Annotated in this window: 12 protein-coding genes (1 of these 12 running past the window's edge); 7 read left to right on the forward strand and 5 right to left on the reverse strand. The window is 60.5% G+C overall.

Features of this window, described 5'->3' with window-relative positions; translation table 11 throughout:
- Positions 1–17 precede the first annotated feature (17 nt).
- The gene (gene gshA, locus C2U30_RS17970; protein WP_103244212.1) at positions 18–1616 is read left to right on the forward strand and encodes a glutamate--cysteine ligase; all 1599 of its coding nucleotides are present in this window, start codon (positions 18–20) and stop codon (positions 1614–1616) included.
- 118 nt (positions 1617–1734) lie between these two features.
- On the opposite strand, the gene C2U30_RS17975 is transcribed toward gshA, so the two are convergent.
- Both C2U30_RS17975 and aspA read right to left on the reverse strand, forming a co-directional pair.
- Positions 1735–3054 (reverse strand): anaerobic C4-dicarboxylate transporter, encoded by a 1320-nt coding sequence (locus tag C2U30_RS17975; protein WP_041210978.1) that lies wholly within the window; start codon positions 3052–3054, stop codon positions 1735–1737.
- A 130-nt stretch (positions 3055–3184) separates the two neighbouring features.
- Positions 3185–4627 carry an aspartate ammonia-lyase gene (gene aspA / locus C2U30_RS17980; protein ID WP_010673133.1) on the reverse strand — a complete coding sequence of 481 codons (1443 nt, stop codon included), beginning with the start codon at positions 4625–4627 and terminating at the stop codon, positions 3185–3187.
- A gap of 449 nt (positions 4628–5076) precedes the next feature.
- Here aspA and C2U30_RS17985 point away from each other — a divergent pair, with 449 nt between their 5' ends.
- Positions 5077–5556 carry an FxsA family protein gene (locus C2U30_RS17985; RefSeq protein WP_103244213.1) on the forward strand — a complete coding sequence of 160 codons (480 nt, stop codon included), beginning with the start codon at positions 5077–5079 and terminating at the stop codon, positions 5554–5556.
- A gap of 22 nt (positions 5557–5578) precedes the next feature.
- Here the strand turns inward: C2U30_RS17985 and C2U30_RS17990 are convergent, their stop codons facing one another.
- Positions 5579–6913 (reverse strand): MATE family efflux transporter, encoded by a 1335-nt coding sequence (locus C2U30_RS17990; RefSeq protein ID WP_233721130.1) that lies wholly within the window; start codon positions 6911–6913, stop codon positions 5579–5581.
- 242 nt (positions 6914–7155) lie between these two features.
- Here C2U30_RS17990 and C2U30_RS17995 point away from each other — a divergent pair, with 242 nt between their 5' ends.
- The 5 genes from C2U30_RS17995 to C2U30_RS18015 all read left to right on the forward strand — a co-directional run bounded on the left by C2U30_RS17995 (position 7156) and on the right by C2U30_RS18015 (position 11923).
- Positions 7156–7449: a co-chaperone GroES gene (locus C2U30_RS17995; protein WP_005309514.1), complete on the forward strand. Its 294-nt coding sequence runs from the start codon at positions 7156–7158 to the stop codon at positions 7447–7449.
- A 43-nt stretch (positions 7450–7492) separates the two neighbouring features.
- Positions 7493–9127: a chaperonin GroEL gene (gene groL, locus C2U30_RS18000; RefSeq protein ID WP_010673136.1), complete on the forward strand. Its 1635-nt coding sequence runs from the start codon at positions 7493–7495 to the stop codon at positions 9125–9127.
- A 94-nt stretch (positions 9128–9221) separates the two neighbouring features.
- Positions 9222–9719, forward strand: coding sequence for a molybdopterin-binding oxidoreductase (locus tag C2U30_RS18005; RefSeq protein ID WP_029313815.1), 498 nt, complete (start codon positions 9222–9224; stop codon positions 9717–9719).
- Between the two features lie 25 nt (positions 9720–9744).
- A complete protein-coding gene (locus C2U30_RS18010; RefSeq protein WP_029313817.1) occupies positions 9745–11676 on the forward strand; it encodes a putative bifunctional diguanylate cyclase/phosphodiesterase in 1932 nt (643 codons plus the stop codon).
- Between the two features lie 58 nt (positions 11677–11734).
- The gene (locus C2U30_RS18015) at positions 11735–11923 is read left to right on the forward strand and encodes a hypothetical protein (RefSeq protein ID WP_043153121.1); all 189 of its coding nucleotides are present in this window, start codon (positions 11735–11737) and stop codon (positions 11921–11923) included.
- A gap of 64 nt (positions 11924–11987) precedes the next feature.
- Here C2U30_RS18015 and rluA read toward each other — a convergent pair whose 3' ends face one another.
- Both rluA and rapA read right to left on the reverse strand, forming a co-directional pair.
- Positions 11988–12644, reverse strand: coding sequence for a bifunctional tRNA pseudouridine(32) synthase/23S rRNA pseudouridine(746) synthase RluA (gene rluA, locus C2U30_RS18020; protein ID WP_043852217.1), 657 nt, complete (start codon positions 12642–12644; stop codon positions 11988–11990).
- Positions 12645–12757: 113 nt separating this feature from the next.
- Positions 12758–15165: the 3' portion of an RNA polymerase-associated protein RapA gene (gene rapA, locus C2U30_RS18025; protein WP_043153129.1), read on the reverse strand. It continues 460 nt past the right edge of the window; 2408 of the gene's 2868 nt are visible here — the last part of the coding sequence; the start codon falls outside the window, past its right edge; its stop codon occupies positions 12758–12760.

Below are 15165 nucleotides of genomic sequence, written 5' to 3' on the forward strand. Positions count from 1 at the left end.
ACACATGAGCCGTGAATATGACTACTACTAGCTTGTCGCTCACCGAGTTGCTGGCTGCGCTGGGCACCCCGGAACGGGTGACCGCCCTCAAGGGGATCCGGCGCGGGATCGAGCGCGAATGTCTGCGCATCACCCCCGAAGGGACCCTGGCCCAGACCGATCACCCCAGAAGCCTGGGGTCGGCCCTGACCCATGCCAACATCACCACCGACTACTCCGAGAGCCTGCTGGAGTTCATCACGCCGGCCACCGACTCCATCGAGAGCCTGATCGAGCAGCTCGGCGACATTCACCGCCACACCATTCATCATCTGGGAGAGGAGCGGATCTGGCCCCTCTCCATGCCCTGCTTCGTCGGTGACGAGGAGAGCATCCGCCTGGCCCAGTACGGCAGCTCCAACATCGGGCGGATGAAGACCCTCTATCGCCAGGGGCTGAAGAACCGCTACGGCAGCCTGATGCAGGTGATCGCCGGGGTGCACTTCAACTTCTCCATGCCGGACAGCTTCTGGTGCGAGTGGCAGGATCTGGTGGGAGAGGGCTGCTGCAGCCAGCGCTTCATCTCCGACAAGTACATGGGGCTGATTCGCAACGTCTACCGCTTCGGCTGGCTGGTGCCCTATCTGTTCGGCGCGTCTCCTGCCATCTGCGACTCCTTCCTCAAGGGGCGCAAGAGCAGCCTGCCGTTCCAGAAGACCGGCAAGGGCACCCTTTACCTGCCCTATGCCACCGCCCTGCGCCTGTCCGATCTCGGTTACACCAACAGCGCCCAGGCGGGGCTCAAGATCAGTCATGACAGCCTGCCCGCCTATGTGAGCAGCCTGCGCCGGGCCATCAACACCCATGATCCCGACTTCGCCAGGATAGGGGTCAAGGTGAACGGCGAGTACCGCCAGCTCAACGACAACGTGCTGCAGCTGGAGAACGAGCTCTACGCGCCGATCCGCCCCAAGCGCACCCCCCGCAGCGGCGAGAAGCCCTCGGATGCGCTGGAGCAGCGCGGCATCGAATACATCGAACTGCGCACGGTGGACGTCAATCCTTTCACCCCGTTCGGTATCGAGGTGGATCAAATCCGCTTCTTCGACCTGTTCTTGGTCTGGTGCCTGTTGCGCCCGTCCCCCGTGCTCTCGGATGACGAGGTTGCCCGCAACCGCCGCAACCAGAACAAGGTGGTGCTGGAGGGGCGTCGCCCCGGCCTGACGCTTGAAGATGAGCAGGGCAATGCCATCGGCCTCAAGGAGTACGGCCTCAAGCTGTTCGACGAGCTGGCCGAGGTCGCAGCGCTGCTGGATCGCTGCTGTGGTCGCAACCGCTATCCCGAGACGCTGGCGATGCACCGTGAGAAGCTGCTCGACCCCGAGCAGACCTACTCCGCCCGCCTGCTCAAGCAGTTGCTTTCAAGCGGTCAGGACAACGGCTGCTTCGGCGATGCGCTGGCGAGCCGCTACCGGGAAGAGATGCTGGCCGGCGAGCTGCAGTACTGGGACGAGGCCTATTTTGCCGGCGAGGCACGGGACTCCCTGGCCAAGCAGCGGGAGCGGGAACGCAGTGATAGCCTGTCGTTCGACGACTTCCTGGCTGACTATTTCGGTACCCGCCAGACCACGGCCTGAGGATGCCGCCAGGGTGACGAAAGCCGCTCCCAGGAGCGGCTTTTTCATGGGAGCCCGGCGGTGGCCGGGCATAAAAAAACGGCCCGTTCGGGCCGTTTTGCATGGGATGGTTCATCGGTCAGAGGATGAGACCACCGAAGAAGAAGCCGAGCGCCACTGCCATGGCGATGGTGGCCACACCCGGGATGAAGAAGGGGTGGTTGAACACGGCCTTGCCGATGCGGGTGGAGCCGGTGTCGTCCATCTCGACCGCGGCCAGCAGGGTCGGGTAGGTCGGCAGTACGAACAGGGCGCTCACGGCGGCGAAGGAGGCGATGGCCGCCAGCGGGCTGACACCCAGTGCCAGGGCGGCAGGCATCAGGGCCTTGGTGGTGGCACCTTGCGAGTAGAGCAGCATGGAGGAGAAGAACAGCACCACGGCCAGCAGCCAGCTGTATTGGCTCAGCAGATCGCCGGCGAACGCCTGGATCTCGACCATGTTGCCCTTCACGAAGACGTTGCCCAGCCAGGCCACGCCCAGCACGCAGATACAGGCGGACATACCGGACTTGAAGGTCGGCATGTTGGTGATCTGGGCCGCGTCCAGTTTGCAGAACAGTACCATCAGGGTAGCGGCGGAGAGCATGATGCCCATGATGGCGCCATCGCGGGGGATCGGCGGGCTGCTGATGAGGCCGACGTTGCCGGAGATGGCGGTGGCATAGGCCATCACGGCCACGATGGAGGCGACGAAGATTCCGACGGAGAGCTTGGCATAAGGCTTGATCTCAACCTGGCTGGTACCGCGCAGCTTGATGAGTCCCTTGGCTTTGCGCTCCAGATAGACTTCGTCCTGATCCAGCGGCTTGCCCAGCAGGTTGGCGATGAAGGCCCCCAACAGACAGGCGATGAAGCTGGACGGGATGCAGATGGCCAGCAGGGTCAGGTAGTCGACGCCAAGCGGCTCCAGCATGCCGGAGAAAGCGACCACGGCCGCCGAGATGGGGGAGGCGGTGATGGCAATCTGGGAGGCAACGACCGCGATGGAGAGCGGACGGGAGGGGCGAATGCCCTGCTCCTTGGCCACTTCGGCGATCACCGGCAGGGTGGAGAAGGCTGTGTGACCGGTACCGGCCAGCATGGTCATCAGGTAGGTGACGACCGGCGCGGCGAAGGTGATGTGCTTGGGATTCTTGCGCAGGGCTTTTTCGGCCAGGTGCACCAGATAATCCATCCCGCCGGCCAGCTGCATACAGGCGATGGCGCAGATGACGGACGCGATGATCATGATCACGTCCCACGGGAGATAGGTCACCAGCTGATCGCTCGGGATGGGCATGCCCAGCCCCCAGGTCAGTACCAGTACCCCCAGACCACCGGCAAAGCCGATACCTATGCTGCCTATCCGGGCCCCCAGATAGATAGCGGCGAGCACGACAAGTAACTCGATTCCAATCATAGCGAACACTCCATTTTCCAGTTTTTTTAGGTTTTATTAGGCTGAAAAGCCAATTCCCGATGGGGCTGTGGAGAGACCGCTCGGGAATTGACTTTAAATGGGCCGGGATAACCCCGGCCCATCTGCTCGCTTATACGGTGGCTTCGCGGGTGTAACGCTTGGCTTTGTATTGCGGGTTCATCAGGTTCTCGATGGAGAGGATCTCGTCCAGCTGTTCGGCGGTCAGCAGGCCGCGTTCCAGCACGACTTCGCGGACGTTCTTGCCGGTCTGGGCGCAGATCTTGCCGACGATGTCGCCTTCATGGTGACCGATGAAGGGGTTCAGGTAGGTCACGATGCCGATGGAGTTCAGCACGTGGTTCATGCAGATGTCCGGGTTGGCGGTGATGCCTTCCACGCACTTCTCGCGCAGGGAGATGCAGGCTTTTTCCATCAGGCTCAGGGATTCGAACATGGCCTGACCGATCACCGGCTCCATGACGTTCAGCTGCAGCTGACCGGCCTCGGCGGCGAAGGTGATGGTGACGTCGTTGCCGAATACCTTGAAGCAGGACTGGTTGACCACTTCCGGAATGACCGGGTTGACCTTGGCCGGCATGATGGAGGAGCCAGCCTGCATTTCCGGCAGGTTGATCTCTTTGAGCGCGGTGCGCGGGCCGGAGGAGAGCAGACGCAGGTCATTACAGATCTTGGAGAGCTTCATGGCCAAGCGCTTGACCGCACCGTGCAGCATCACATAGGCGCCGCAGTCGGAAGTCGCTTCGATGAGGTCCTCTGCCGGCACGTAGGCACGACCGGTGATCTCGGCCAGACGCTTGATGGCAAGACCGGAGTACTCGGGCGGGGTGTTCAGACCGGTACCGATGGCGGTGGCGCCCAGGTTCACTTCCAGCAGCAGCTCCTGGCAACGCTTGATGGATTTGATCTCTTCACGCAGGGTGACGGCGAAGGCGTGGAACTCCTGACCCAGGGTCATGGGCACGGCGTCCTGCAACTGGGTACGGCCCATTTTCAGGATATGTTTGAATTCCTTGGCTTTGACATCGAAGGCGGCGATGAGGGCTTCCAGAGCGTGCAGGGTGGTGTCGGTGCTGTTGACCACGGCCACGCGGAAACCGGTGGGGTAGGCATCGTTGGTGGACTGGCACTTGTTGACGTGATCGTTGGGGTTGATAACGTCGTAGCGACCCTTTTCAAGTCCCATCAGCTCGAGGGCGATGTTGGCCAGCACTTCGTTGGTGTTCATGTTGACGGAGGTACCGGCGCCGCCCTGATAGACATCGACCGGGAACTGATCGAAGCACTTGCCGGTGTTCAGCATCAGGTCGCAGGCTTCGACAATCTTGTCTGCGATCTCGGGACGGATGGTGCCCAGCTCACCGTTGGCCAGTGCAGCCGCCTTCTTGGTCAGGACCATGCCACGAACAAACTCGGGAACGTCAGAAATCTTCTGAGTGCTGATCTTGAAGTTTTCAACAGCGCGCAGGGTGTGCACGCCGTAGTAGAGGTCGTTGGAAACTTCTTTGGTGCCCAGCAGGTCTTCTTCAATGCGGACGTTCTTGATGTCGCTCATTGTTATGCCTCAGAAATCAAATAAATGGAAACGATCCTCACCGAGTGGTCGCGATTTCCCTACGCACATTTCATCCTGAAGCACCACACATCGGGTGGGGCAGTTGGGAGCCAGTTGCTCCCTGTGCAATGACTGGTGTTGATGTTACCCCAATTGAGGTATCCGGTATTAGACCTGGATCACTAAATTTGAGGCAACCTCAAATTTCTTGTGGTCATTAAACAGATATTGCAATCGGGCGATTAACTTTGACAGAACAACCACCTCAATCCCAGTTGGGCGGACAAATATTTATCCGTATTCCGGGGCCTGCGGCAGGAGAGGCTTGAAAAATGATCAACCAGCCCCATGTTAATGTCAGAAGACCTGAACCCGGCGCGTCAGCATCAGCGATGTGCGGCTGCCGACCGGACACCCCGGGTCCATTCATTCATCGCTCCGAGGTTGCTATGGGCAAGTTGTTACTGTTGTTGGTCGGGCTGGTATTGCTGGAGCTCACCGTCATGATCAAGGTGGGCTCCGTGATCGGGGCCTTGCCGACCGTTTGCTTGCTGGTGCTGACCGCCGTGTTGGGATCGTCGCTGGTGCGCAGCGAGGGGATCAAGACTCTGCTCACTGCCCAGCAGAAGATGCAGCTGGGGGAGATGCCCGGCCGCGAGGTGATGGGTGGCATGATGCTGGCGCTGGCGGGCTTGTTGCTGATTATCCCGGGATTTGTGAGCGATATTGTCGGCATCCTGCTGCTGCAGCCCTGGCTGCGCAACATGCTGGCCGACAAGCTGATTGGCAGCAATCAGTTCAGGATGCAGATGGGGGGCTTCCAGGCTCGCCAGCAGCCGTTTGAACCGGGCCCGGGCGATGACAGGCCCGGACAATCCCCGCGAGGCGGTGGCAACACCATCGAAGGGGAGTTCGAACGCAAAGAGTAATCGCGAGCCTCGGGCTGTGCCGTCAGGATCTCCCCTGACGGCACAGCCGCTCGAATCTGTGGCGGGCATACCCCCATGCCAGCAATCCGGCGGCCAGGTTCGCCAGCAGCATCCCCAGATAGATCCCCTGTTCTCCCCCCAGTTTTGCCCCCAGCCAGGCCCCTGGCAGCAAGAAGGCAAACAGTCTGATGCCGTTTATCAGCAGTGACACCGCCGATGCCCTGACGCCGTTGAGCGCCGAGGCCAGCAGCATCACCATGCCCTGAAAGCCGTAGCCAATGGGGACCAGATGTAGATAGAGCACGATGAGTCGCACCACTTGCGGATGATCGCTGAACAGATCGGCGATGAAGGGTGCGAGAAGCCAGGTCAGCACGTAGACCCCAAGCTGGAACAGCAGGGCGAAGCGCATGCAGAGCAGCAGGGCGGCCTTGGCTCGGGCCGGATTCCCGGCGCCGCAGTTCTGCGAGATGAAGGGGGCCAGCACGGAAGAGAGCGCCATCATCACGATGAGCAGCAAGGCCTCGACCCGGGATGCCGCGCCGTAGGCGGCGACCACCTCGGTTCCCAGCCCGGCGAAAATGATCATCAACACGGCGTTGGCCAGTGGGTTGAGCATGTTGGTAAACGATGCGGGCACAGCCACATGGAGCAGGGCGCGCCAATGGGCCAGCAACTGCGGGCGCGGGGAGAGGTGCCAGCGCAGCAGGCCCTCGCGGTGGCGCAATATATAGAGGCTGACCAGCATGGCCATCAGCCAGGAGAGGGTGGTGGCGATGGCGGCGCCCCGAATGCCCCACTCGGGGAAGGGGCCCGGCCCGAAGATGAGCAGAGGATCCAGCACGCCGTTGACCAGACCGGCGACCCCCATCACCAGACTGGGGGTCTTGGTATCCCCCGTGGTCCGGATGGCCGCATTGCCGACCATGGGCACGACCAGCATGGGGACGGTCAGATACCAGATGAGCATGTAATCGTGGATGAGGGAGATGAGCTCGGGGCTGGCCCCCAGCAGGGTGAACAGAGGGGTAATGGTCATTGCCCCCAGTCCGGCAAGCAGACTCACCAGGATGACGGCGAGGAACAGGCAGTCTGTGGTGATGCGGGCTGCCTCGTCGTGGCGACCCTGCCCCAGGGCATGACCGAGCAGGGCGCACAGGCCCGCGCCCAGCCCCATGGTCAGGGAGGTGACCACGAAGGTGACCGGGAAGGTGAAGCTGATGGCGGCCAGCGCCTGGGTACCCAGCATGCCGATGAAGAAGGTATCGACCAGGTTGAAGGCCAGGATGGCGATGATGCCCAGGATCATGGGGCCCGTCATGCGCAGCAGCATGGGCGTCATGGGAGCGGTCAGCATGGGATTGGGTCGGCTCAAGGCAGAGTCTCTAGGTGCTTTGGGCCTGAATACTGGCCGTCTCCATCCGCCTTCCTGATTGGGGATGGGTGATCCATCGAAGGTGTTCATAGTACGTGAAAATATTTTTTTTGTATTTGCCCTTGAAGGGCTAGCCCTGTTGCCCCAGATCAGGGGCATGACAAATTTGGCCGATTGCGGCCATTCCTCAAGCAACACAGAGACTCATTTTGGGAGAGTTATCGATGAAAATTCGTCCACTGCACGACCGCGTCATCATCAAGCGCATCGAAGCTGAAGCCAAATCCGCTGGCGGCATCGTCTTGACTGGCACTGCGGCCCAGAAGTCCACCCGTGGTGAAGTTCTTGCCGTGGGGACTGGTCGAATTCTGGACAATGGGGATGTCAAAGCACTGGCCGTCAAGGTGGGTGACAAGGTGATCTTCAACGAAGGCTACGGCGTGAAGACCGAAAAGCTGGATGGCCAGGACGTACTGATCCTGTCCGAGACCGACATCCTGGCGATTGTCGAAGAGTAATCACCCTCCCTCTTTTCCCGAATTGATTTAAGGATTGAAGAACATGGCAGCTAAAGAAGTTAAGTTTGGCAACGAAGCTCGCATCAAAATGCTGGAAGGCGTCAACATCCTGGCCGATGCCGTCAAGGTGACCCTGGGCCCGAAAGGCCGCAACGTGGTGCTGGACAAGTCCTTCGGCGCCCCGACCATCACCAAGGATGGCGTCTCCGTTGCTCGTGAAATCGAACTGGAAGACAAGTTCCAGAACATGGGTGCCCAGATGGTCAAGGAAGTCGCTTCCAAGGCCAATGACGCCGCCGGTGACGGTACCACCACTGCCACCGTACTGGCTCAAGCCATCGTCAACGAAGGCCTGAAGGCCGTTGCCGCCGGCATGAACCCCATGGATCTGAAGCGTGGTATCGACAAGGCCGTTGTGGCTGCCGTTGCCGAGCTGCAAGCTCTGTCCACTCCCTGTGCCGACAACAATGCCATCGCCCAGGTAGGCACCATCTCCGCCAACTCCGACGAGAAGGTCGGCAAGCTGATTGCCGAAGCCATGGACAAGGTCGGCCGTGACGGCGTCATCACCGTGGAAGACGGTCAGGGCCTGGACGACGAACTGGCGGTGGTAGAAGGCATGCAGTTCGACCGCGGCTACCTCTCCCCTTACTTCGTGAACAAGCCGGAAACCGGCTCCGTCGAGCTGGATGACCCCTTCATCCTGCTGGTGGACAAGAAAGTCTCCAACATCCGCGAAATGCTGCCGGTGCTGGAAGGTGTGGCCAAGGCGGGCAAACCGCTGATCATCGTGGCCGAAGACGTGGAAGGAGAAGCGCTGGCGACCCTGGTGGTCAACACCATGCGTGGCATCGTGAAAGTGGCCGCCGTCAAGGCGCCGGGCTTCGGTGATCGCCGCAAGGCCATGCTGCAGGATATCGCCATCCTGACCGGTGGTACCGTGATCTCCGAAGAAGTGGGCATGGAGCTGGAAAAAGCGACCCTGGAAGATCTGGGCCGTGCCAAGCGCATCGTCATCACCAAAGAGAACACCACCATCATCGATGGCGTGGGTGATGCTGCCCTGATCGAAAGCCGCGTGGCCCAGATCCGTCAGCAGATCGAAGAGACCTCTTCCGATTACGACCGTGAGAAGCTGCAAGAGCGCGTGGCCAAGCTGGCCGGCGGTGTTGCCGTGATCAAGGTGGGTGCTGCCACTGAAGTTGAAATGAAAGAGAAGAAAGCCCGTGTTGACGATGCCCTGCACGCCACTCGCGCAGCCGTGGAAGAAGGCGTGGTTGCCGGTGGTGGTGTAGCGCTGGTGCGCGTTGCTGCCAAGCTGGCCTCCCTGCGTGGTGACAACGAAGACCAGAACGTCGGCATCAAGGTTGCCCTGCGCGCCATGGAAGCCCCGCTGCGTCAAATCGTCATCAACGCCGGCGAAGAAGCCTCCGTCATCGCCAATGCCGTGAAGAACGGTGAAGGCAACTACGGTTACAACGCCTACACCGAACAATACGGCGACATGCTGGCCATGGGTATCCTGGATCCGACCAAGGTAACCCGTTCTGCCCTGCAGTTCGCCTCGTCCGTCGCCGGCCTGATGATCACCACAGAGTGCATGATCTCCGAGCTGCCGAAGAAAGATGCACCTGCCATGCCTGATATGGGTGGCATGGGCGGTATGGGTATGATGTAATCCCGTCAAGTCATCAAACGGCTCGCTTTTGCGGGCCGTTTTTTTTAGTGCTACTAAGCTGAAGTTGTTGATAGTGAAATGATCTGAGGTGAACATGCGATACTTAGGGCTTCTCCCGTTACTCCTTTCCCTGGCCTTGCCGGGCATGGCGCAGGCGACACCACAGGGACCGGTCATTCTCAAGGTGACGGGGAATCTGGACCCTGCCGACCCGGCAGATGGAGAGGTGCTGTTCGATATGGCCATGATCCAGGCACTGCCGCAGCATGAGGTGGTGACGAGCAATCCCTGGGTGGACAAACCGCACAAATACGTGGGGCCGAAACTGGCGGACGTGCTGACGGAGGTGAAGGCCAACGGCAAGAGCATCACGCTCACCGCCCTGAACAGTTTCCAGATCCGGATCAACTGGGATAAGGTCAAGCAATACGATCCTATCCTGGCCTGGCAGGATGACGGGATGACCATGCGGGTACGTGACAAGGGGCCGCTCTGGTTTATCCTGCCACTGGATCAGCATCCCGAACTCAGGCGTTCCGAGTTCACCGACATGATGATCTGGCAACTGAGTGCGATCGACATTCAGCAGTAAAAACGGTGGTTTACGGGAGTACTGGGTGAAAGCGAAGACCAGGGCCTGGCCCTTACTCGGCGTTCTTTATCTATCCATTCTGTTGTTCACGGGTAGCACCCTCTATTGCCTGGTGCAGATACAAAATGCGACCCGGGTGATGGAGAAGTACACCTATGACGTCTCTTGGGCATTGATGCAGTTGCAGCTCGAGCTGGGCCGCTTTCTCAATGCCGTCGAGATTTACCACTATGGTGGCATAGACCAGGAAGCCCTGCTGCTCCGCTATGACATTCTCTGGAGTCGTACCCCCATCCTCCTGAGCGGCCAATTGAGAAAAAGCCTCGCGGACAATCCGAAGACGCTGCGGCTGGTGAAACTGACCGAAAGCAGTATCCGCAAGCTGGAGCCTGATTTGGTCAGGCTCAAACCGGGGACGCCGGATTACCAGCAAGTCATGATGACACTGGCGCCCTTGCAGGAACCCCTCTCTTACTCTCTTGCTTCCGTCATGCAGAACAACATCAACGTCTATACGGGCAACGACGCGCGTTTTGGCCAGTTGCGCAATGCCCTGTTGTTCATGGTGTCGGGGCTGGTGGTGTCCGTCATTCTGCTCAGCGGCCTGCTGGTGCGAGAAGCCAGGCGCCATTTCAGGACCGCTAGGATCGATCCCCTCACCGGGCTCGCCAACCGGCTGGCGCTGCTGGAAAAGATGGATGCCTATGTCACCCGTGACACCTCCTTCGGACTGGTGCTGGTCGACATCAACGACTTTCGTGATATCAACAGCAAGTTTGGCTACAACACAGGGGACCTCCTGCTGCAGGAGGTGGCAAAGCGGCTGCGCGCCCTGTGCGAAAACGGGGAGTGGGTGGCGCGTTTGGGGGGAGATCAGCTTGCCATGCTGCAACGGGAGGGGAGCGATCTTCGTCAGGTCAGGGAGCTCGTGGCCAGAGTGCTCCACTCCATCAAGCAAGACATCATCATCGACAACTACCCTTTCCGGCTTGAGGTCGGTATTGGTATCGCCTTCTTCCCGACCGACAGCAACCAGACCCAGGAGTTGCTCAGCCGGGCGGAGCAGGCCCTCTCTCACAGCCGCAAGACCCATGTTCCCTATGTCATCTATGACAGTTCCCTGCTCAACGAGACGGCCAGGCGCAAGCATCTTGCGTCTGACATGGTGATGGCGCTGGAGCACAATGCGCTCGAGCTCTATTACCAGCCCATCGTCAATCTGGAAAGTGGCCGCTGTGAAGCCGTGGAGGCGCTGCTGCGCTGGCGCCATCCCGAGCTTGGCTTTATTCCCCCCAACGAGGTGATCCAGGTGGCGGAAGAGTTCCAGCTGGCCGAGAAACTGGGTGGCTGGGTATTGAATACCGCATGTGAACAACTGCATCAGTGGCAGCACCTGGGTTTGGTGGACTTGCAGATGTGCGTGAACATCTCCCCGGGCATGTACCAGCGCAACCTCTTGAAGCTGGTGGCCAGAGCGCTGATGGAGCACCATATCCCTGCGTCCAGCCTGGTGCTGGAGGTGACGGAAGACACCACCATGCGCGAGGTCAAGAACTCGCTGCAGTTGATGCAGGATCTCAGCCAGCAGGGGGTACATCTGGCCCTTGACGACTTCGGCACCGGCTACTCCTCCCTCAGCTATCTGCAGAAGCTGCCGGTGAGCAAGGTGAAGATAGACAGGTCCTTCATCCAGGGTATCGACACCTCCATTGAGGCGGCCGAACTGGTCGCCAACATCTGCCGTATGGGCTCCATGCTTGGCAAGAAACTGGTATGTGAAGGGATCGAGACCCAGGGGCAGCTCGATGTGCTGCGCTCATTGACCGACATACATCTGTATGGGCAGGGATATCTGTTCAGTCGCCCGGAGCATGCTGAAAAGGCCTATCAGACATTGCTGGAGATGGAAGAGCGCTGGTTGGCCCGGCGCTCGCCGGACAAGGCATATCTGCGTTGAACGATATGGCTCATGTCTCACCGGTCCCGGCCGATAGTCTCTTGGCAGGAGGTACACAATGGATATTTCTAGTTCTGCAAATGCGTCGTTCGGTTCTGCACTGATGGTGGCCAGCCTGGCCAAAAAGCAGCAGACCCAGGAAGGCGAATCCGCACTGAAATTGCTGCAAACCGCAGCGCAATCCGCTCCGGCTGCGCCGACATCGGCCAGCGCTTCCCTCGGAAGCAATATCGATATCCGCGTCTGAGCGATAAAAAAGCCCCCATCTCTCGATGGGGGCTTTCTTTTTATTTGGCAGTTACCTGTCAGGCTCAGACCGGGAAAGGGGCTGGCGCCTCGAAGGTCATCCGCTCGCCGCTGCGGGGGTGGCTGATGGTCAGGCTGGCCGCATGCAGATAAAGGTGCGGTGCCGCCGCCAGCGCATCCGGGTTGGCGTAGAGGTTATCGCCGAGGATGGGGTGACCCAGCTCCAGCATATGGACCCGCAGCTGATGGGAGCGACCGGTAATCGGGGTCAGCTTGATCAGGCTGTTGCCGTTCTCCACCTTCAGCTTCTGCCACAGGGTCAGGGCATGACGCCCCTCCTCATGGTCAACTTTTTGTTTCGGCCGGTTGGGCCAGTCGACGCAGAGCGGCAGGTCCACTTCACCCGCATCCTGTTCCGGTTCACCCCACACCCAGGCGAGGTAGTGCTTCTCGGTCTCCCGCTCGCGGAATTGCCGGCTCAGCTCCCGGTGGGAGTTGGGGTTGAGCGGGATTACCAGCACACCGGTGGTCGCCATGTCGAGGCGATGGGCTGCTGCCGCCTTGGGGTGCTGCTGCTTGACCCGATGGAGCACGCTGTCTTCGTTCTCGGGGCCGCGCCCGGGGACGCTCAGCAGGCCAGTGGGCTTGTTGACCACCATGATGTCCTTGTCCTTGAACAGGATATCGAGCCAGGGTTCCAGGGGCGGTGAGTATACAAACATAGCGTCTCGCATCTTTGGTCAAAGCGGGGGCAAGCCCCCATCAGTTATGGGTTACCACGATAAAAAGTGCATGGCAGCCAACTCGCGTTGGGTTTGGCCATTTCACCGTTTTATCAGTTATGGGTCACCACAATAAAGCGGATGGCATCCAGCTTGAGCTGGGTCTGGTCGATCAGGTGGTGCAATTCTGCCTGCAGATTGCGCAGATATTCCAGCTCGCTGTCGCGCACGTTCGGGTTGACCGCCTTGAGCGCCTCCAGACGATCGAGATCCTGCTGCAGGGTCTGCGCCATCTGGGCGCGGGCCTTGTCGACAATCCCGGCTTTCAGCTCGTCGGCAATGACCTGGCCCTTGCCAATCAGGCCGTGGATCACCGGCTGGGACGCGGTGACCAGCTTGCTGCCGAGGTGGCGGTTGACCGGGGTCAGCTGGCGGTTGAAGGCATCGAACGCTACCTTCTCGCCCAGATTCTGGCCGTTCTTGTCCATCAGCAGACGGATAGGCGTCGGCGGCATGAAGCGGTAGAGCTGGGGATGGGCCGCAGACTCGGCGACGAAGATCAGCTCAAGCAGGATGGAGCCGATGGGCAGCGCCTTGTTCTTGAGCAGCGCGACCGAGGTTGCACCTATCTCGGAGCCCAGGATCAGGTCGATACCGCCGCGCATCATGGGGTGATCCCAGGAGAGCAGCGCCATGTCATCCCGCGACAGGGCCGTGTTGCGATCGAAGGTAATGGTCATGCCATCTTGCGGCAGGCCCGGGAAGCTGGAGACCAGCATGTGATCCCCCGGGGTCAGCACCAGCGCGTTCTCGCCTCTGTCATCCTGATTGACGCCGATCTCGTCGAACATCTTGAGTGCGAAGGAGATCATGCCGGTGTCGTCATCTTCGGCGGCCAGCTTGTCGACCAGCTGCTGGGCGGCAGCACCACCGCTGGAGTGGATCTCCAGCAGGCGATCGCGACCCTGTTCCAGCCGGGCCTTGAGCGGCTCGTGCAGTTCGCGGGTCTTGACCAGCAGGGCGTCGAGCGGGCCTTGCTCGCCGGTGTTGGCGGCCAGCAGCTCGAACAGCTCGTCACGCACCGCTTCGAATACCGGGCGGGCGGTCGGGCAGGTCTGCTCGAACGCGTCCAGACCATCGTGATACCAGAGCTGCAGGGCGCGCTGGGAGGTACCCTCCAGATAGGGGACGTGGATCTCGACGGTATTCTGCTGACCGATGCGATCCAGTCGACCGATACGCTGTTCCAGCAGATCCGGGTTGAGGGGCAGATCGAACAGCACCAGGTGGCTGGCAAACTGGAAGTTGCGGCCCTCTGAGCCGATCTCGGAGCAGAGCAGCACCTGGGCGCCACCATCCTCTTGCGCGAAATAGGCAGAGGCCTTGTCCCGCTCGAGGATCGACATCCCTTCGTGGAATACGGTACCGCGGATCCCTTCACGGGTGCGCAGCGCCTCTTCCAGTGCGATGGCGGTGGCCGCTTCGGAGCAGATCACCAGCACCTTCTGTTGGCGGGCACCGAGCAAGAGTTCCAGCAACCACTCGACGCGCGGGTCGAACTGGGTCCAGGTGGCGTTGTCGCCTTCGAACTGCTGGAAGATCTTCTCGGGATAGAGGTAGCGCAGGGCGCGGGTCTGCAGATCGCCGCCATTGCCACCCATCATGCCCATCACCTTGATGGCGGTCTTGTACTGCTCCGGCAGCGGCATGGGGTAGACGTTGAGATGACGCTCGGGGAAGCCCTGAATGTTGGCGCGGCTGTTGCGGAACAGGACGCGACCGGTGCCGTGCTGATCCAGCAGCTTGGCGACCGCCTGTTGACGGGCGGCGGCATCGCCGAGATCCAGACCGGTCAGTTGATCAGCCAGGATGGCTTTGGCGTTTTCGCTCAGGGTCTCGCCATCCAGCAGCTCTTGCGCTGCGCTGGCGACCTGACCATAGGCCTGCTCCTCGGCGAGGAAGGCCTCGTAGTCGTAGAAACGCTCGGGATCGAGCAGGCGCAGACGGGCGAAGTGGCTCTGGTGGCCCAGCTGATCCGGGGTGGCGGTCAGCAGCAGCACGCCTGGGACCTGTTCGGCCAGCGCTTCCACCATCTCGTAGGCGCGGCTCGGCGCCTCCTCGCTCCACTCCAGATGGTGCGCCTCGTCGACAACCAGCAGATCCCACTCTGCTTCCAGCACCTGCTCGAAGCGACGACGCTTCTTGCGCAGGAAGTCGAGGCTGCAGATCACCAGCTGTTCGGTCTCGAAGGGGTTCTCCGCATCGGCGAACGCCTCGATGCAGCGCTCCTCGTCAAACAGGGAGAAGTGCAGGTTGAAGCGACGCAGCATCTCGACCAGCCACTGGTGCTGCAGGGTTTCGGGCAGCAGGATCAGCACCCGATGGGCGCGGCCGGAGAGCAGTTGCTGATGGATGATCATGCCCGCTTCGATGGTCTTGCCCAGACCTACCTCATCGGCCAGCAGCACGCGCGGGGCGTAGCGATGACCCACTTCATGGGCGATATAGAGCTGGTGCGGGA

It is taken from the genome of Aeromonas sp. ASNIH5 (genome assembly GCF_002902865.1).
Taxonomy (GTDB): domain Bacteria; phylum Pseudomonadota; class Gammaproteobacteria; order Enterobacterales; family Aeromonadaceae; genus Aeromonas; species Aeromonas caviae.

Coding starts and splice junctions, on each gene's coding strand:
- gshA (WP_103244212.1), top strand. CDS start 18: ATGACTACTACTAGCTTGTCGCTCACCGAGTTGCTGGCTGCGCTGGGC.
- C2U30_RS17975 (WP_041210978.1), bottom strand. CDS start 3,054: ATGATTGGAATCGAGTTACTTGTCGTGCTCGCCGCTATCTATCTGGGG.
- aspA (WP_010673133.1), bottom strand. CDS start 4,627: ATGAGCGACATCAAGAACGTCCGCATTGAAGAAGACCTGCTGGGCACC.
- C2U30_RS17985 (WP_103244213.1), top strand. CDS start 5,077: ATGGGCAAGTTGTTACTGTTGTTGGTCGGGCTGGTATTGCTGGAGCTC.
- C2U30_RS17990 (WP_233721130.1), bottom strand. CDS start 6,913: ATGCTGACCGCTCCCATGACGCCCATGCTGCTGCGCATGACGGGCCCC.
- C2U30_RS17995 (WP_005309514.1), top strand. CDS start 7,156: ATGAAAATTCGTCCACTGCACGACCGCGTCATCATCAAGCGCATCGAA.
- groL (WP_010673136.1), top strand. CDS start 7,493: ATGGCAGCTAAAGAAGTTAAGTTTGGCAACGAAGCTCGCATCAAAATG.
- C2U30_RS18005 (WP_029313815.1), top strand. CDS start 9,222: ATGCGATACTTAGGGCTTCTCCCGTTACTCCTTTCCCTGGCCTTGCCG.
- C2U30_RS18015 (WP_043153121.1), top strand. CDS start 11,735: ATGGATATTTCTAGTTCTGCAAATGCGTCGTTCGGTTCTGCACTGATG.
- rluA (WP_043852217.1), bottom strand. CDS start 12,644: ATGTTTGTATACTCACCGCCCCTGGAACCCTGGCTCGATATCCTGTTC.